The sequence below is a fragment of the Anaplasma ovis str. Haibei genome (assembly GCF_002214625.1).
Lineage (GTDB): Bacteria > Pseudomonadota > Alphaproteobacteria > Rickettsiales > Anaplasmataceae > Anaplasma > Anaplasma ovis.
Genome location: NZ_CP015994.1, coordinates 605,637 through 624,377, shown reverse-complemented (window position 1 = coordinate 624,377; position 18,741 = coordinate 605,637). Strand labels below are relative to the sequence as shown.

General features: G+C 49.8%; 13 protein-coding genes. 8 read left to right on the top strand and 5 right to left on the bottom strand.

Translation table 11 applies throughout. The annotated features are described in order from the left end of the window. Positions 1-132: 132 nt before the first annotated feature. The 3 genes from AOV_RS02570 to nuoI are packed head-to-tail and all read left to right on the top strand — an operon-like array spanning position 133 to position 1,804. On the top strand, positions 133-573 hold the full coding sequence (locus AOV_RS02570; protein ID WP_075139010.1) for a HesB/IscA family protein: 441 nt from the start codon (positions 133-135) through the stop codon (positions 571-573). A 10-nt stretch (positions 574-583) separates the two neighbouring features. Further along, the gene (gene lepB / locus AOV_RS02565) at positions 584-1,303 is read left to right on the top strand and encodes a signal peptidase I (protein ID WP_117374433.1); all 720 of its coding nucleotides are present in this window, start codon (positions 584-586) and stop codon (positions 1,301-1,303) included. Positions 1,304-1,321: 18 nt separating this feature from the next. Then, complete coding sequence (gene nuoI, locus AOV_RS02560; RefSeq protein ID WP_075139009.1) at positions 1,322-1,804, top strand: NADH-quinone oxidoreductase subunit NuoI; 483 nt, start codon at positions 1,322-1,324, stop codon at positions 1,802-1,804. Positions 1,805-2,893: 1,089 nt separating this feature from the next. Here nuoI and AOV_RS02555 read toward each other — a convergent pair. Further along, positions 2,894-3,082 (bottom strand): hypothetical protein, encoded by a 189-nt coding sequence (locus AOV_RS02555; protein WP_117374432.1) that lies wholly within the window; start codon positions 3,080-3,082, stop codon positions 2,894-2,896. A 403-nt stretch (positions 3,083-3,485) separates the two neighbouring features. Here AOV_RS02555 and AOV_RS02550 point away from each other — a divergent pair, with 403 nt between their 5' ends. Together AOV_RS02550 and AOV_RS02545 are read left to right on the top strand one after the other, a co-directional pair. Continuing rightward, the gene (locus AOV_RS02550; RefSeq protein ID WP_075139008.1) at positions 3,486-3,845 is read left to right on the top strand and encodes a TrbC/VirB2 family protein; all 360 of its coding nucleotides are present in this window, start codon (positions 3,486-3,488) and stop codon (positions 3,843-3,845) included. A gap of 14 nt (positions 3,846-3,859) precedes the next feature. After that, positions 3,860-4,240: a TrbC/VirB2 family protein gene (locus AOV_RS02545; RefSeq protein WP_075139007.1), complete on the top strand. Its 381-nt coding sequence runs from the start codon at positions 3,860-3,862 to the stop codon at positions 4,238-4,240. A 387-nt stretch (positions 4,241-4,627) separates the two neighbouring features. Here the strand turns inward: AOV_RS02545 and AOV_RS02540 are convergent, their stop codons facing one another. From AOV_RS02540 to AOV_RS02525, 4 genes are all read right to left on the bottom strand, one after another. Continuing rightward, positions 4,628-11,032, bottom strand: coding sequence for an ankyrin repeat domain-containing protein (locus tag AOV_RS02540; protein ID WP_233497094.1), 6,405 nt, complete (start codon positions 11,030-11,032; stop codon positions 4,628-4,630). A 292-nt stretch (positions 11,033-11,324) separates the two neighbouring features. Then, a complete protein-coding gene (gene murB, locus AOV_RS02535) occupies positions 11,325-12,224 on the bottom strand; it encodes a UDP-N-acetylmuramate dehydrogenase (protein WP_075139004.1) in 900 nt (299 codons plus the stop codon). Beyond that, complete coding sequence (gene hemC / locus AOV_RS02530; protein ID WP_075139003.1) at positions 12,199-13,110, bottom strand: hydroxymethylbilane synthase; 912 nt, start codon at positions 13,108-13,110, stop codon at positions 12,199-12,201. The genes murB and hemC overlap by 26 nt, the downstream gene beginning before the upstream one ends. Before the next feature lie 151 nt (positions 13,111-13,261). Then, a complete protein-coding gene (locus tag AOV_RS02525; RefSeq protein WP_075139488.1) occupies positions 13,262-14,557 on the bottom strand; it encodes a bifunctional folylpolyglutamate synthase/dihydrofolate synthase in 1,296 nt (431 codons plus the stop codon). 386 nt (positions 14,558-14,943) lie between these two features. Here AOV_RS02525 and gatA point away from each other — a divergent pair, with 386 nt between their 5' ends. The 3 genes from gatA (at position 14,944) to prfB (ending at position 18,678) form a co-directional block, all read left to right on the top strand. Continuing rightward, a complete protein-coding gene (gene gatA, locus AOV_RS02520) occupies positions 14,944-16,413 on the top strand; it encodes an Asp-tRNA(Asn)/Glu-tRNA(Gln) amidotransferase subunit GatA (RefSeq protein WP_075139002.1) in 1,470 nt (489 codons plus the stop codon). Between the two features lie 205 nt (positions 16,414-16,618). After that, positions 16,619-17,362 carry a YebC/PmpR family DNA-binding transcriptional regulator gene (locus AOV_RS02515; RefSeq protein ID WP_075139001.1) on the top strand — a complete coding sequence of 248 codons (744 nt, stop codon included), beginning with the start codon at positions 16,619-16,621 and terminating at the stop codon, positions 17,360-17,362. 212 nt (positions 17,363-17,574) lie between these two features. Continuing rightward, the gene (gene prfB, locus AOV_RS02510) at positions 17,575-18,678 is read left to right on the top strand and encodes a peptide chain release factor 2 (protein WP_410518154.1); all 1,104 of its coding nucleotides are present in this window, start codon (positions 17,575-17,577) and stop codon (positions 18,676-18,678) included. Positions 18,679-18,741: the final 63 nt, after the last annotated feature.

Here is an 18,741-nt window from a genome sequence, read left to right as displayed (position 1 = left end):
TAGTTATAACGTCACTTTCTCCCGCGCCTGTATAGCTCGTGTACCGTGTATGTGGTGATTCCGCAATCTGTTTGACATTCTAAAAAAGTTCATGATACACTCGCCGGGGTTTTTGTTAGCGCGGTTGTTTCTATGTCCGGTCTAGAGAGTTGTGGGCTTACCCTGACCGAGGGTGCAGTTAATAAGATCATGGCTGTTTTGCGAGAGGAGGGCGATTCCTCGCTGCTCAGGGTGTCTGTGCAAAGTGGCGGTTGCGCCGGGTTTAGGTATGAGTTTGCTACTGGTCCGTATGGAGATGATGCAGATGACGAATATCCGGAAGAGGATGATTCGGGGTTTGACGATATGGATGGTGATGAAGATGAAGAAGATAGCGATGAGGTTGAAGGGGGGTCAGACCTGATACTTTCCGATGCTTCTGGTAGGCCGATACTGTTTGTAGACCGTTGCTCCAGGAAATTCTTGCAAGATTCTACCATAGACTACGTGGAGGATATTAACGGCTCCAGATTCGTGGTTAACAACCCTGCTGCCAAATCTGGCTGCGGTTGCGGGAACAGTTTTTCATTGTAGGAGGAGTTGCTTGTCTTCTGTTCCCAGGGAGAGAGGTCCTTCCCTAATCAGAGCTTTGGGTGTAGTTGCAGCCGCGTTGCTGACTGCGGTTGTTTTCCGTAGTTTTGTGATGGAGCCATTTCACATACCTTCTGGTTCGATGAAAAGCGGGTTGCTCGCGGGAGACTGCATATTTGTCAGTAAGTACAGCTATGGGTACAGCCGCTACTCGATCATGCTGTCTCCACCTATTTTCAAGGGTAGGGTTCTGTACACCCCTCCTCAGGCCGGTGATGTTGTCGTGTTTCGTCTTCCATCAAGCCCCAGCACAAACTATGTTAAGAGGGTCATCGGCCTTCCGGGTGATAGGGTGCAGATAATTGGTGGTCGCCTACACATAAACGGTAAGAAGATGGGCTATAAGCGCGTGGAGGATTTTTTCGATGGCAACAAATCCTTTAGGCAGTACGTTGAGACTCTATACAATGGCAAATCTTACGAGATACTAGACGAGCTCGAAAACAGCTCATTGGACAATACTCCGGTTTATGTAGTGCCCCAAGGGCATGTTTTTGTGCTGGGAGACAACCGGGATGATTCCAGAGATAGTCGCTTTGTTACAGAAGTTGGTAACATACCGATAGAAAACATTGTGGGCAAAGCTTTGGTGATTGTGCTCTCATTCAAGAGGAGCAAGGGTTGGCTTCCCTTTGAGTTGAGGCTTGATAGGGTGTTTCGCGCTGTAAGGTAGTTAAACGGGGTGTGGTGGATGCGGCAAGTTATGGTTCTATTCAGGGTTGCTATTGCGGGCATTAAGGGGTTCATGCTAACGTTGGTCAGCATGTTTAGGCCCAAGGTTACGCTTCGCTATCCCTCTGAAAAGGGTCCATTGAGTACCAGGTTTCGTGGAGAGCATGCCTTGCGCAGGTATGATGATGGGGAAGAGCGCTGCATAGCCTGCAAATTGTGTGAAGCTATATGTCCCGCACAGGCAATCACTATAGAGGCGGCAGAGCGAGAAGATGGTAGTCGCAGAACTGTAAAGTACGACATAGACATGACCAAGTGCATATACTGTGGTTTCTGCCAGGAGGCCTGCCCAGTCGACGCAATAGTTGAGGGTCCCAACTTTGAGTATGCTACAGAAACTAGAGAGGAGTTGATGTACAACAAGGAAAAGCTACTCTGTAACGGGGATGTTTGGGAAGAGGCCCTAGACTTTAGGATCAGGAATAACAGGCCATACTACTAACCTACATACTTATCGGCCGCTACCTCTCAGGTCTCTCCGTATAGTTACCAGACAACGTAGTAACAACTGTTGCTCTCACCTGTGGCTTTGCAGTTGCTTGTGTTATCCACTACTCGCCATCCCTGCCATATTGATGTTGCTGGTATCTGCAGCAGAGAGCAGTATTGCTTTAGTGTTGAGTGTGGCGCTTAGTTCGCCATTGTCAGTGTTCTAGCCACATTTGTTATCCACCAATATTTACCATCCCTAGCCTAGGAGCAATACCTTATCGCAGTAATTTACAACACAGCAACACACCTCAGTACTCCTCCATTCCATCTATAGAACAATACAGTAACAACTGTCGCGCCTCTGTGATGTTGCAGTTACTCGTGTTACTCACTAACCGCCATCCCTGCCACATTAGCCATCACACTAATTTTCCCTAGCTTGCACCCACAAAGGCCACCACGTGAGGCCTGTCCCAACACACTTGAAGTTCTTGGCATCACTCAGGTGCCTCAAGCCCGTAACTTATACCCACACTTCATATACCAACTCTACTTACCCGATGTGGCACCAATCATTGAAGCTCTCTGTATCGACTGCTAACCTACGGTCCCCATCTCCAACTCTACTTGCCTTCAACTCCGAATTTGTGCAACAGCCACTTAGTCAGATGTTCTCCCAGCTCCTAACTTCCTCCCAGTCTTTATCTTCTCCAGCTCCTTATAGATTCCAGTCCCTAACTTCTACCGGTATCCCATCTTCCAACGCTACTTACCCTTGGCGGCGCCCAATGTGTGGCCTGTCCCAACACACTTGAAGTTATTGGCGTTACTCAGGAACCTCAAACCCATACCTATTCCTCCCAGTCACTATGTGCACCAATAGTAACCGGACAACGCAGCAACTGTTGCGTGTGACTTTGCAGTGACTTGTGTTATTCACCCTATCTCCTAACCCTAGCCCGCACTACACACGGATATCCATCCATGCCCCCATCTACCCAGCATGGTCCCTCTCCCATACTCATTCCTCCCAGTTACTGTGTGCACCAATAGTTACTGAACACCGCAGTAACTATTGCGACTGTGACTTTGCAGTTACTTATGTTATCCACCAATGACCGCCATCCTTGCTAAGAGTTTTGAGTACAAGAGTGAGGCGATGATTGGCGCTGATGGTAGCAATGACATTACATATGACCTTAGTAGCTGTATCATCAGCAGTAGCAGTACTGGCAGTATTAGCATAAGTAGAACCTGCAGTGATGAATAACCATATCAAGGCTACCACTGCTGTGGCTATGGGCTGAGGATTAGAGATAGGAAGATAGGCACCTGAGTGATGTTTAGAGGGAAGTGTGGTTGAGAATGAACCACATTTGGTAAGTAGGGTTGTGGTTCAAGTATTTGGAGTAGGTCATCACACTAATTCTTCCCATAAGTTACTATATACACTACCAATCGCCGCCATTCCTGACGTACTGATGTTGCTGGTATCTGCAGCAGAGAGCAATGTTGTATTATCGTCAAACACTGCACTAATCTTGTGGTGTTTTGGTCACCGGTGGTACCACAGTTGTTGCCACTACCATTACCACACACCTTCTGGCTGATGCTCATTGAGGAGATAGCCTCCTGCAACGTCCGTACCAAGCGCAGCACTTACAGTAGAGAGCGATGTTGCACCGAGACATCTGGCTACAGCAGTGGTAGCCTTGATATGGTTATTCATCACTGCAGGTTCTACTTATGCTAATACTGCTAGTAATGCTACTGCTGCTGATGATACAGCTACTAAGGTTATATGTAATGTCATTGTCTTCGTGCAGAAGCTTGGGCTTCCTATCATGACTGGAGTGATATTGGGTTCCAGTATTATGGCCATCTTCGGCAGACTTGCATGGCCTGCCATTGTTATGTTGGTTGTATTTACTGCCATATTCTTTGGTGCTGGTAAGCTCATGGCTAAGTTCGCTGCTGGGCTAGGTAGTGAGATTGGTAATGCTAGTACATTTGAGTGCAAGGGTGGAGGGCAGACTGGGACGACTAATTGAGAGGTTTTGGGAGAGTGGTGATGTTGCTTAGATTCTTACTAGTTGCTGGAGTGTTAGCATGGGGTATCTTCCATGGTGTACCTGTGGGGGCTGCTTCTCCTGCTGCTGATACTGCTGACGATACAGCTACTAAGGTTATATGTAATGTTATAGGGTTTGTGCAGAAACTTGGATTACCCATCATGACTGGAGTAATACTAGGTTCTAGTATCATGGCTATATTCGGTAAACTCGCATGGCCTGCCATTGTTATGTTGGTTGTATTTACTGCCATATTCTTTGGTGCTGGTAAGCTCATGGCTAAGTTCGCTGCTGGGATTAATGGTGTGGGCAATGCAGAGAGCTTCAACTGTGTTGATGGTGGTAATGCCAGCCTTGGTGGCACCAAGCAGTGAGATTGGTAATGCCACATTGGGTGCCAAGGGTAAGTAGCGTTGGAAGATGAGGCTAGCAACTGTGTTGATGGTGGTAATGCCACATTGGGTGCCAAGCAGTGAGATTGGTAATGCCACATTGGGCAAGGGTAAGTAGCGTTGGGAGATGAGGTTCCTGAGGTTAGCGACTATGGCCAGTAGTTTTGAGTGTAAGGATGGTAATGCCAGACTTGGTGGTACAAGTTAGAGATAGGTGCTTTAGTGATGTTTTGGGAGAGTGGTGATGTTGCTTAGATTCTTACTAGTTGCTGGAGTATCAACATGGAGTGTATTCCACAGTGTACCTGTGGGGGCTGCTGAGAAAAGTAAATCTCATCCACAAAGATTGGCGAATAGACCCGCAAGGAACTACCAGCCCCTAGGTAGGTATTTTGTGGGTTCTGGTGGTTTACGTGTTTGTTGTGAGGCAGTGCCGTTCCTTCCCGCGCTTTTTGCCCGATTGATGGCATCACTAAGTTCCTGTGCCGCTCCTTCAATCTCAGCGCTGAACTCTTCCTTCTGTGTCTGCTCTGCTGCAGGCTGTGATGAGGCGCTACGTGTTTGTTGTAGTGGGGCACCCGCCATACCACCGCTCTTTGCCTGCTTGGTGGCACCAGTGGGCTTTTGTATAGCTTCTGCTGGCTGTGCGGTTGTAGGTGTACTCCTACTACCTTCTGCAACGCCAGCTACTGTTGGGGTAGGTGTATCATCTTGTTCTACGGTAGTATCTCGAGCAGCTTCAGGCGCTTCTGCTACCATACCACTTTGCAGATCAGCAGTATCCCGCTCCGCACCAGCTACCGTTGGGGTAGCTGTATCATCTTGTTCTACGGTAGTATCTCGAGCAGCTTCAGGCGCTTCTGCTACCATACCACCGCTCTTTGCCTGCTTGGTGGCACCAGTGGGCTTTTGTATAGCTTCTGCTGGCTGTGCGGTTGTAGGTGTACTCCTACTACCTTCTGCAACGCCAGCTACTGTTGGGGTAGTACCATCTTGTTCTACGGTAGTACCTACAGCCTGAGTACCATCCCTCTCTGATGTTGCTTTGCTGCTGGTATGTAAGAATGATGTTGCCGTTTCTTTCAGCTTCTTTAGGGCGTCTTGAACAACTTGTGTGCTCTCAATTTCCTCCGCCTTGCCCGGCTCTGGAGTAGGTGTACCACCCTTATCTGCAGCGGTTCGGGATGGTGACTTGTCATCCTGCTGCTGTGACAGTTGCGTTGTTGAGGTAAGCATGCTTGCCAGCCCTGATAGATTAGTGCCAAGAGAATCCATGACCAGCTCTGCAGCTGCCTCAGCCTCGTAGCGTGCCCTATTGTATCCATATTCTGATTGTTGTTCTGCCTCTCCGTCACCAGATGCAGCTTCAGGCGCTTCTGCTACCATACCACTTTGCAGATCAGCAGTATCCCGCTCCGCACCAGCTACCGTTGGGGTAGGTGTATCATCTTGTTCTACGGTAGTACCTACAGCCTGAGTACCATCCCTCTCTGATGTTGCTTTGCTGCTGGTATGTAAGAATGATGTTGCCGTTTCTTTCAGCTTCTTTAGGGCGTCTTGAACAACTTGTGTGCTCTCAATTTCCTCCGCCTTGCCCGGCTCTGGAGTAGGTGTACCACCCTTATCTGCAGCGGTTCGGGATAGTGACTTGTCATCCTGCTGCTGTGACAGTTGCGTTGTTGAGGTAAGCATGCTTGCCAGCCCTGATAGATTAGTGCCAAGAGAATCCATGACCAGCTCTGCAGCTGCCTCAGCCTCGTAGCGTGCCCTATTGTATCCATATTCTGATTGTTGTTCTGCCTCTCCGTCACCAGATGCAGCTTCAGGCGCTTCTGCTACCATACCACTTTGCAGATCAGCAGTATCCCGCTCCGCACCAGCTACCGTTGGGGTAGTACCATCTTGTTCTACGGTAGTATCTCGAGCAGCTTCAGGTGCTTCTGCTACCATATCACTTTGCAGATCAGCAGTATCCCGCTCCGCACCAGCTACTGTTGGGGTAGGTGTATCATCTTGTTCTACGGTAGTATCTCGAGCAGCTTCAGGCGCTTCTGCTACCATACCACTTTGCAGATCAGTAGTATCCCGCTCCGCACCAGCTACCGTTGGGGTAGGTGTATCATCTTGTTCTACGGTAGTACCTACAGCCTGAGTACCATCCCTCTCTGATGTTGCTTTGCTGCTGGTATGTAAGAATGATGTTGCCGTTTCTTTCAGCTTCTTTAGGGCGTCTTGAACAACTTGTGTGCTCTCAATTTCCTCCGCCTTGCCCGGCTCTGGAGTAGGTGTACCACCCTTATCTGCAGCGGTTCGGGATAGTGACTTGTCATCCTGCTGCTGTGACAGTTGCGTTGTTGAGGTAAGCATGCTTGCCAGCCCTGATAGATTAGTGCCAAGAGAATCCATGACCAGCTCTGCAGCTGCCCCAGCCTCGTAGCGTGCCCGATTGATGGCATCACTAAGTTCCTGTGCCGCTCCTTCAATCTCAGCGCTGAACTCTTCCTTCTGTGTCTGCTCTGCTGCAGGCTGTGATGAGGCGCTACGTGTTTGTTGTAGTGGGGCACCCGCCATACCACCGCTCTTTGCCTGCTTGGTGGCACCAGTGGGCTTTTGTATAGCTTCTGCTGGCTGTGCGGTTGTAGGTGTACTCCTACTACCTTCTGCAACGCCAGCTACCGTTGGGGTAGTACCATCTTGTTCTACGGTAGTATCTCGAGCAGCTTCAGGCGCTTCTGCTACCATATCACTTTGCAGATCAGCAGTATCCCGCTCCGCACCAGCTACTGTTGGGGTAGGTGTATCATCTTGTTCTACGGTAGTACCTACAGCCTGAGTACCATCCCTCTCTGATGTTGCTACCATATCACTTTGCAGATCAGCAGTATCCCGCTCCGCACCAGCTACTGTTGGGGTAGGTGTATCATCTTGTTCTACGGTAGTACCTACAGCCTGAGTACCATCCCTCTCTGATGTTGCTTTGCTGCTGGTATGTAAGAATGATGTTGCCGTTTCTTTCAGCTTCTTTAGGGTGTCTTGAACAACTTGTGTGCTCTCAATTTCCTCCGCCTTGCCCGGCTCTGGAGTAGGTGTACCACCCTTATCTGCAGCGGTTCGGGATGGTGACTTATCATCCTGCCGCATTGTTTGGGTAAGCATGCTTGCCAGCCCTGATAGATTAGTGCCAAGAGAATCCATGGCCAGCTCTATAACCTCCTCAGCCTCGTAGCGTGCCCTATTGTATCCATATTCTGATTGTTGTTCTGCCTCTCCGTCACCAGATGCAGCTTCAGGTGCTTCTGCTACCATACCACTTTGCAGATCAGCAGTATCCCGCTCCGCACCAGCTACCGTCGGGGTAGTACCATCTTGTTCTACGGTAGTATCTCGAGCAGCTTCAGGCGCTTCTGCTACCATACCACTTTGCAGATCAGCAGTATCCCGCTCCGCACCAGCTACCGTTGGGGTAGTACCATCTTGTTCTACGGTAGTACCCGCTGGGGTTGTAGAGGAATCATTTGCAACAACGGACGAATATGGAGGAGGCGCGCTGTAGTCACGGGGTCCCCTATTCCAGGCAAATGACGGTGGGGTTGGTGATGTGGTGGGTGCTGTAGCACCAGCTCCTGGTCCAGCTGTGCTGCTGTGGCTGTGAGGACCTATATCATCCTGTTCTACCTCATCGCCAGGAGTGCTAAGCTCGGGAGCGCTAGGTTTCTGCATGCTTTGTTCCGGCGCCCGCGCATCTGTTCTCTTGTCAGGGCCGTGAACCGCAGGCATGCCGCTACCACCCTGTGACGGATCGCCGGTGCTACCGGGGCCCAAAGGTTCAGTATTTCTTCTGTTATCATCGTTTGCCACACTGCCCATTGCTGCAGCAGGCACCTTATTTGCGACGCTACCAGCTTTGTTAGTAGGTGCGCGCATACCGCGCCTTATACGGCTGGTGCTCATCAAAAATTCAGGATCCACTTTAATTGTGGTGTAGCTACGCCCCCCTCCCTCGCTAGCAACCTGTGCTATCATCTTGCTGGCTACTGTGCTGCCTACGAGCGCGGTTCTGCCAGACGCTATATTGCCTGATGGTGGAGCTAGCTCGTGAGCGAGTTTACCCGCTGCGTTTTGAATAGACATCAGCGCGCCATTTGCCAGGCCAAACGCCACGACGTTTTTGAAATCCAGTTTTGCGGCAACATGCATCAGGGTGTTACCGCTTGAATCGTACGCGCTCAGCATATGCTCAAGCTCAACCGGAGCTAAAACTTTCTTACAACTCTTCAGCATTTTTACAATTTCGCTCTCACCCACGCCGCTATTCATGGCAATATGTAGTGCCGAAGACCCATTCGTGCTGGAGCGGTCTAATGCACTAAGCTTGTTACTTTTCAATATACTCTCAAATGCGTGTACATTCTTGTACGCAGCTGCCATGTGTAGCGGAGTATAGCCCTGAGCGTTGCGCTGGCGAGCGGAAGCACCACGGTCGCAAAGCAGGTCTACACACTCTTGAGCGTATGCCTGCTTATCAGGGAATCTCAACAGTTCAACCGCAGCATGCAGCGCAGTATTCCCTGCTCTATCGCGGCAATTTACATTGGCCCCATTTCTAATCAGGAACCGAGGAATCAAGGTTGAATCTAGCTGTTGCGCGTGCTTTATTGCGAAAATCAGCGGTGTATCATCATCTCCAAGCGTAGTTGAATCTACTTCGTAACCATGAATCTCAGCGCCGTTTTTCAGGAGAGATTTTATGCCACGTTCGACGGTGATACCCTTGGAGAAAGCCTGGACGAACGCATCTGAGAGTTCTGCGAAAATCATCTTCAGCTGGGCCAAGGTACGCTCAAGCCAGGTTGTGCCGGCGATATTTCCTCCATTGCCCGCAAAACACTTCCCCTGAATCGCAGAGGACAAAGCACACTGGCTGTCAATCCCTTCGAGTTTTGCGCCCTGGGTTCTTACCAATTCGTTTGCTATATTAAGATGCCCGTTTCTCAGTAGCTCACCGCAGATGCTAACGGCGTTTCCTTCGGCGTCTCTGAGCCTGCAGTTGACATCAATCCTGTGATTTTGGCTACTGTCAGTTATATATTTCAGTACACGATAATTCCCGGAACGTGCGGCATGGAATGCTATGTCTTCCAAAGAGGGCTCCTGAGGAATCAAACGCTTGAGAACTTCAAGGGTGGTGGCATCATCGCCCCTAGTTTTTAGCACGTGAATTGCAGGAGTATAGTGGCCATCAGATGTAGGGAATTTTGCATCCCCCTTTGCTGCTTGCCTGCTTGATAGCAGCATTTCTAGGGCTCTGACATCGCCTTTTTCTGCTGCAAGGTGTATCACAGACCTGCCATCTGTGCATCGGCTATCTACGTCGACGCTCTCGCTCTTTAGCAAGTCTTGTATATATATATGTTCTGTGCTGTTTCCCTCCAGGTACATCTCACACAGTGGGACCATGCCATTCGGTCCCGGAGTGTTTATCCACGATGCAATTTCGGGAACGCCCAGACACAGCTTTATCTTCTCCTGCCGCCTGGAGCGGTCTGTTTTATCCTGCATTACAAGGGTTAGCAGGTTTGAACCGTCTTTTGTATGCTTACCGTAAGCCAAAACGTCTGTGTTTTCGAGCATTTGTGAGAAGAGGTCTGCACTCACGTAACTAGCTGCGTTGTGGATGGGTGCCCTATTTTCGTCATCCTGGATTGAGAACCCAGCCATGTGGTGCTGCTTGTAAGCCGAAATTGCCGCCTGCAGCACGGGCTCACACTTACCCTTTGCTGCGCAGTTCAGAATTGTATTGCCGGCGCCGCCCATGTGGCCCAGGATATCGCGGATACCGTCCTCACCTCTGCGCCGCTCTGCCTGTGCAACAGTTGCCTCAAGCATTGTAACACCGGCGTACTGCAGTCCGCGTTTAGCTGCATAGTGAACTGGCATATAGCCGCTTAAGTCCTCAGAGCACAGCAGTTTTTCATAGGGGCCTGCCTTTTCAGGTGGTGCCTCAGCGGCTCGTTCCAGAACATGTCTCAGAACGTTTGATACGAAATCGTCACTTTGGTTCCGCGCGGCACGGTGCAGAAATGTTCGTGATTCTAGATCAAGTACGCAGTGGTCACTAAGGTTGACTAACGCCTTCACGTTCTCAAAATTCTCACAGGCAACCGCAGAGTGTATGGGTGCTTCGCCCTTGAGATTGGTCGCGCGCGCACTAGGATGCGTCATTCCAATAGAGTGCAAAATCAGTTGCAGTCTCTCTGCGGACTGATTATCTATTGCAGTGGCAGCACAATGTAGGGGTGTATTCGCCTGAACGTCGACAGCCGACATGTTGTATTTGTGCTCCAGCAAGTAGCTGGCATATTTTGGATCCCCCATGGAGCATGCATGGTGCAGTATTGTCTTGAGATCCGTTTCAAACAGCCGAGTATCTTTGTGTTCCTCAGGTACGTTCGCAAGGTGTGCTACAAATTCCGCGTAATCGTCGTGTTGCATGCTGTCCAATGCGCTGGTCAGGGCACGCCTAGCTTGTTCTCTCGGAGACAGTGTAGGAACTCCCTGCATGGGATGCTTTTGTTCCGGTGCTGAGACCCCGTCGCCCTCATCTTTTTCTTTAGCTGCGTCGAGGTTGTGCTCTCGCTCCTCATGTTGCAAAACGCCCGGCATGGGGTAGCCCTCTGCCACAGGTACAGAGGTCCTGCTGCCCTCATCTCTTTCTTTGGCTGCGTTGATGTTTTGCTCCTGATATTTAGGAACGATGGGGTACTCGGAAGGCATAATTAACGTACCGAAATTGCGCCTGGTGCTGCATACGTTTACTTAAACGTTGAGCTCCAAGCTATTGTTTGTGTCACAATCACGCTAAGCGAGCGAGTCGCACTGTCTATGGTATAGTTAAAGTATTAATGATCTGCTAAAATGTATCCAAGACACCGATTTATATACGACATGATGTATTCCACCACCGCTAGGTGAGGTGCATGCGTGGGTTGTCATTACGTGGTCAAGACTGGTACCAAGTTAGAATTAGGCCGTGGAGCGTACTGGCTAATGTGCGCCACCATAGGGTCTACAGCCCGCACCCCAGAAATCTGATCTCCCACTCAAGATTTATGCCAAACATACTATACACTCTGCGACGGACTTCATTCCCAAGATCCTCTAGATCCTTTGCGGTTGCCCCGCCTTGGTTCAGTAAAAAATTACAGTGCTTTTCGGAGACCTGCGCTCCTCCAATTTTGAGCCCTCTGCATCCAGCTTTGTCTATTAACTTCCACGCTTGCTGCCCTTCGGGATTCTTAAAAGTAGATCCACCGGTCCTTCCCCTCACAGGCTGCGAATCGTTGCGTTGTGCGATGAACTCGTTCATAGTACTTTTTATGGCATGGCGATCGCTATAGGTTCCCACAAAAGTTGCGTCTACGAAAATCCATTTGCCCACTAGCCCGTGTTCTCGGTATGAATATCGCATATCATCATTAGAAAGTGTGCAAACCTCTCCACGTTCGTTCACTGCCCGGACTGAACGCAATACTGAAGCAACATCGCTGCCGTATGCACCTGCGTTCATTTCAACAGCCCCGCCGACAGTGCCGGGTATGCCAACAAAAAACTCAAGCCCTGAGATCCCACTCTCCTGGGCTACCATGGCAAGGTTGCCCAATAGTGTGGCGCACCCAGCAGTTATGACGTTACCTTTGCAATTGACATATGAAAACTCCCTTCCGAGCTTTATTACCGCTCCCTCTACTATTCCATCTCTTATGATAAGGTTTGATGCAACACCTACTACAGATATTGGTAGGTCTGCTTCTCGCACAAAAGCGGCTAGGTCCTCTATACTTGAGGGTTTGAACATAACTTCGGCCATGCCACCAACGTTAAACCAGGTTGCATTGTGCATTTTGACGCCCATGCGGTATGTTCCCTGCACTTTGGGTAGGTTATATGTCACGAAGCTGTAACTCATCTTTGAGCATCATCCCCATTTCAAAACCCACCTTTTCCGCATCAATTTCAGGGAAGGTGCGCTCCGCGAATACCATGGCGCGAGAGTCGCGCGCTAGCATGCACTTCATTGACATTAAGTCGTTGTCTACATACTTGGCCATTGCAGCCAAGGGTGTGTGGCAGGAGCCGTTCACTGCCTTCATAAAGCTCCGCTCAGCCAGCACGGCCATGAATGACTTATGATCGTTCAACTTTGCCAGCATGTGCCCTATCTCTTCATCGCTTTTTCTACACTGAACACATATTGCTCCCTGGCCTACGGCTCCCAACATTACATCGGTGTGTAGTATCTCAGTGATCGCAACACGTGCAGATATTCTTTCCACTCCGGCCTCAGCCAATACTATACCGTCGCACTCACCAGCTTGTACCTTGGCGATTCTAGTGTCAACATTGCCTCGCATGGGTGTTATTTCCAAATCTGGTCTAAAGGCGAGAAGCTGCACCTTCCTTCTTATTGATGAGGTGCAGATTTTTGCTCCAACAGGCAGAGTGCTTAGGCTTTTATACTTTACAGATATAAAAACGTCCATGGGAGATCTTCTTTTGAGTACGCACGGCATGTCTAAGTTTTCAGAGTAAAAGCCGGGAACATCCTTGGCCGAGTGTACTGCAATGTCTATTTTATCGGCTAATAGGGCCTCTTCTATTTCTTTGATAAACAGGCCCTTACCGCCAATGTCACACAGTGGCCTGTCGACCTTCACGTCTCCGGATGTTTTTATCTTGATGATGTCCACTCGGACCTCAGGAAAGTGAGCTGCAATTGCGGTTTCGACCTCCTCCGCTTGCACCAGTGCCAGCATACTCCCTCTTGTTCCCAGTCTGATCACAGAAGCGTTCATAGACCCTCATAATTACAACGGGAGCACCCACCGCGGTCCCCGATTGTAAGTTATACTTGCCACTTGCTCTATATAGCGTCAAACACGAAGTCTAAGCAATGCTGTGGAGTGATCTCGCCTTGCGCTTCCCGGTCGTGGTAAACATATGACATCAGCATACGACGCTCTCTTTAAGTAGGTCACCTGCGAGGAATAACGATCCACATACCAAAATTATGGGCTCTGGGCCAGGATCTCCAATGCTGAGGATTTTCTTAACAGAAGACTGTATATCACTTTCTGCCGAGGAGGGAATGCCCAGCTCTGTGGCGTCTTGCGCGATTTCTTCCGCTAGTTTGGCTCTTGGCTCAGACTTTACGCAGACTGCACACAGGAATTTAATGTGCCGCTTTAAGCATGATAAAAACGTTTTGCAATCCTTGCCTCTAGTCATGCCTACTATAATATACAAGCCGCTACTCGCGTTCTGCGCAATCCAATCACTTAGGACCTGTGCTCCTGCTGGGTTATGTGCCCCGTCTAGAAACAGCTTCCAACCCTCAGGTAAAAGTTTGGATATGAACCCGCTAGTTATTCTCTCAAGCCTTGCAGGCCACCGGGTGTTGGTAAGCCCATCAACCACGTCTTCGTAGTCAATTTTGTAGCCAAATTTACCAGATAAAATGCTGCATGCGGCTATGGCGTTGCCGGCATTGACAATTTGGTGATTACCGGGCAGTGATGGAAGTGGAAACTCATACGAGATTTCTCCGCTAGAAAAGGACATCCCACTGCCACTTTTTTTGCAAGACCATTCAATGCCCCCACGATATAAAAATGCCTGGTCGCGCATCGCATAATATTCAATGGTGCGCATAATAGATTCACTATTCTGTGGGGCAACAACGCAACTTGTGCCTCGCTTGATAATCCCAGACTTTTCCCCCGCAATGAGCTCTACTGTTGTGCCAAGGGAACTTGTGTGGTCTAAAGATATGGAGGTTATGATTGACAGAATGGGTGTGACAACATTCGTGGCGTCAAGCCTGCCACCCATGCCAACCTCTACGAGCGTGATATCGGCTTCCACTTTGGAGAATGCTAGGAAAGCGGCAGCTGTTGTTGCTTCGAAAAATGTAGTTTGTATGCCATTACTTGCTGATTCACACTCTTCCAAAATCTCATCCAAATAGGCATCGGAGATTTGCTCTCCGCTGAGCACTATCCTCTCATTAAACTCCACTAGGTGTGGTGACGTGTAAACATGGGCTCTAACTCCGGCAGCGCGGAGAATATGGGCTAGGAACGCGATTGTGGAGCCCTTCCCGTTGGTACCAGCGACGTGCACAACTGGGGGCATGTGCTTTTCAGGGTTACCCAACCTTTCCAGCATTTTGGTGATTCTATCAAGTTGGAAGTCTGGAACACGGCATTCTAGAACTCTGGGCCAGCGCGGCATGTATACCATGGTATTAGTACAGACAAGTCTACGTGCATGAGCTACATGACAAGTATAATGGATGGCGCTGGAAGCCTCAACCCTCTTCTCCATCACGAGTGTTGTGCAGGTGGCGCAGTATTCCAGCAATCTGCGGAGCCTAGTGTTGCGCGTACATGCCGCCTTGAGGCCTTGCAGTGCCATGGTTGCGGTGTGGTAGGTGCGAACTCCTGTTTCCCATCGCATATCTTTTCCCACACGAAGTTTCATGGTTGGTGACTCTGAACAGGAGGCATGTTCGTTTCCGTACTGCAATTACGATGACCAAGTTGACAGCATGGCACAGTGTAAATTCAGTTGCCTCGCCTACAAAGTGTGATAACCTCCATCACGCTGGTGGACTTTGGCCGTTTGATATGAAGTATGAGCTCTTAAAGCTATCAATCTTGGAGGCGCATCGTTGCCTTAAGAACAAGGACTTTTCTGCGCGAGAGCTCACTGAGGCATATATTAGCGCGGTAGAGCAGGATAAACTCAATGCGTTTGTCACAACCACTCCTGAACTGGCATTAGCGGCCGCGGATAGGGCGGATGACCTGTTACAGCGTGGGGAGCCCATTAACCCGATGTCTGGTATACCGGTAGGGGTTAAGGACCTTTTTTGTACCAAGGGGGTACGCACTACGGCATGCTCCAACATATTAAAAAATTTTGTTCCAACTTATGAATCCACGGTTTCCCAGAAGTTGTGGGACAGCGGTGCGGTGATGCTGGGCAAACTCAACATGGACGAGTTTGCTATGGGGTCTGCTAACACCTATAGCTGCTTTGGGCCGGTTAAAAACCCGTGGAAAGGAACTGGGGGCAAAGATTTAATACCTGGAGGGTCATCAGGTGGGTCCAGCGCGGCGGTGGCTGGGCTATTGTGTGCGGGGGCCCTAGGAAGTGATACGGGCGGGTCCGTCCGGCAGCCGGCCGCTTTGTGCGGCATTGTCGGTGCAAAGCCGACCTATGGCAGGTGCTCACGCTGGGGTATGATAGCATTTGCGAGCTCTCTAGATCAGGCTGGAGTGCTTGCCCGCACAGTGGAAGATGCAGCGGTGATGCTGCAAACAGTGTGCGGTTATGACAAAAAAGACTCTACCTCCTCACAAGAGCCTGTGCCAGACTTTTTGGGGCATATAAGCCGTGATGTGCGCGGAACGCGCATTGGTATCCCGAAGGAATATGAACTCCCGAAAAACCGGGGAGATGTAGTGGCGATGTGGGATCGGAATATCAAGCATCTGTTAGACTGCGGCGCGGAAGTTGTGGAGATCAGTCTTCCCCACACGGCTTATGCCTTGCCTGTGTATTACATACTTGTCTCATCTGAAGCGTCGTCAAATTTGGCTCGTTACGACGGGATCAGGTACGGTACGAGGGTAGAGGGCAAAACTATGGATGAAATGTATGAGCTTACTAGGAGCCTTAACTTTGGTGAGGAGGTAAAGCGCAGGATGCTGCTTGGGGCCTACACGCTGTCCTCCGGATACTATGACGCCTACTACGACAAGGCCCAAAGAGTGCGGCGCCTCGTGATACAAGATTTCGAGGAAGCGTTCAAGAAGGTTGATTACATACTTGCGCTGACTACCCCGGTAGAGGCAACTGGCATTGAAGAGCCGATTGATGTGATGGACAGGTACTTCGGTGATGTTTTCACGGTTCCTGCCAGTTTGGCTGGGTTGCCGGCGATTTCTGTTCCCTCTGGATTGTCAGAGTGTAAACTGCCCATGGCACTACAGGTTATAGGTAAACACTATGATGAGTGCGGAGTGTTTAACCTAGCAGCTGTAATTTACGAGTGCACTGGTGGGGTGCTACGGCATCTCCATGGCTTGTAGGCGGTTTATACCACGGTGGCGGGTTGCTATTAGTCGCACGGGTTGTGTGTCGACAAGTTCGAAAAGGAGTGCGGACCGTTGCATATTTTCTCATGGTCATGTTTCGGCATTGTATGGTAATAGGATTGCATATTTGTCCTGTAGAGCTTAGACTGTGTGAGGCTTAAGTCATCCGCGCGTGGTTTGCGATATTTGGGGGTATTGTATGGCTGGTCATTCGCAGTTTGCAAATATTAAACATCGTAAAGGGGCTCAGGACGCTAAGCGCTCGAAGGTGTTTACCAAGCTCAGAAAGGAAATAATCATTGCTGCCAGAAGCGGCCCGCCGACTCCGGATCTAAACCCAAGGTTAAGGGCGGCAATAGCCTCTGCTAAGGCGGAAAATCTACCTAAAGACAGAATAGAGGCCGCTATAAAGAGCGCGCAGGGAAACGCGGCGGATGATAGCTATGAGGAGATTACGTATGAAGGATACGGCCCCGGCAGCACGGCCATTGTCGTACACGCGCTGAGTAACAATCGCAATCGTACTGCTGGCGAGCTTAGGCATATTTTTTCCAAACACGGTGGTAAATTAGGGGAGAAGGGCAGCATAGCATATCTTTTTGATCATGTAGGGTTGGTGGTATACAAAGCCGAGAGCATTGAAAGTTTCGATGCCCTTTTTAATCTCGCAACCAGCCTGGGGGCAATAGATCTAGAGGAAGGCGGCGAAGGTGAAGACAAGGTGTATACCATAATTTGCAGCGTGGAGGACTTTGGTAAAGTGCGAGACGGGCTATATGCGCAGTATTCTGACGGCGAACTGGCTAAGCTGTCTTGGAGGCCGAAACAAAAGGTACAGGTGGACTCTCCCGAGCTTTGTGCAAAGCTTGTCAGCTTTCTGAATGACCTTGAAGATAATGACGATGTACAGTATGTTGAGGGGGACTTCGCAATTGTGGGTTAGTAGAACGTAAACAGGGGGTTACTCGTTGCGCGATGTTTTCGCAACTTGCCTTTTCTAGGCCTATCTGCTAGCATCGGCGCAGTCGCCTAGATACGGGGTTTATGTTAAAGCTGTTATTGTGTGTGTTCTTGTTTTATTTGGTATTCAATAGGTTGGCGTCTAAAGATAGAGGTGAGGTATAATAGCTTTGGGGGTGTAGGTGCATAGTAGGTCTGCGGTTTCGGAATTTATACATAGGCTTGGGGTGGACCTGGAGTCTATTGCGAGGTGTCTTTGACGTTAATGGCCTGGCAGATTCTTTAGAAGCGCTAAATTCCCGTTGTTCATCCACCTCTCTGTGGGACGATCAAGAGAACGCAAAAAAATTACTTAGCGAGAGAGCAAGGGTAGAGGAGGTTTTAGCTTCGTTCCGCACCTTGGAGAGGGAGCATGCTGACTGTGTCGAGTTGTTTGACATGGCGGACGAGGGCGATGGCGAGTTTCTCGGTGGCCTGTGGGAGACGTTAACTCAGCTGGAACGCCGTGTTGGTCGGAAAAAGGCCGAGTGCATGTTTTCTGGGGAAGCCGATAATAGCGGGTGCTTCCTAGTTATTCGTCCAGGTGCTGGCGGTACGGAGAGTAGTGATTGGGCTGCCATGCTCCTGCGTATGTATGTGAGGTGGGCCGAGACTTATCATGGGTTTACCACAGAAATTATAGATAAAATTGATGGTGAAGCTGCGGGGTTGAAGTCAGTTACGGTCAAAATGTCCGGGAGAGGGGCCTACGGTTGGATGAAGACCGAAAGTGGTGTACACAGGCTGGTGAGGATATCACCGTTTGACTCTTCATCAAGGCGCCATACAAGCTTTGCCAGTGTAGAAGTATCGCCAATAGCTGACGATACAATTAACATAGAAATACTTGAGAAGGACCTGCGTATCGACACGTACAGGGCCTCTGGGGCGGGCGGCCAGCATGTGAATAAGACTGAAAGCGCAGTGCGCATAACTCACATACCGTCAGGTATAGTAGTGCAATGTCAAACCAGTAGGTCCCAGCACCAGAACCGGGCGGAAGCCTACAGTTTGCTGCGCAGCCGCCTTTACGAGATGGAGCTTCAGGAAAAGGAGAAAAAAATGGCCCAAGAACATGATAGCAGATGCGACATAGGGTGGGGACACCAGATTAGGTCATATGTGATGCACCCGTACCGCATGGTTAAAGATTTGAGAACTGGGTGCGAGACCGGAGACGTGGACTCCGTGCTCAATGGAGATTTGGATAAGTTTATCACCGCAACTCTGACTTACAAACTATCCCAAGCTCAGCGGTAATGTTGACTTCCTAGGGGTGGCCGCGCCATTCCTACTCCCGGCGTCCGTGGTGTGGTACCCACT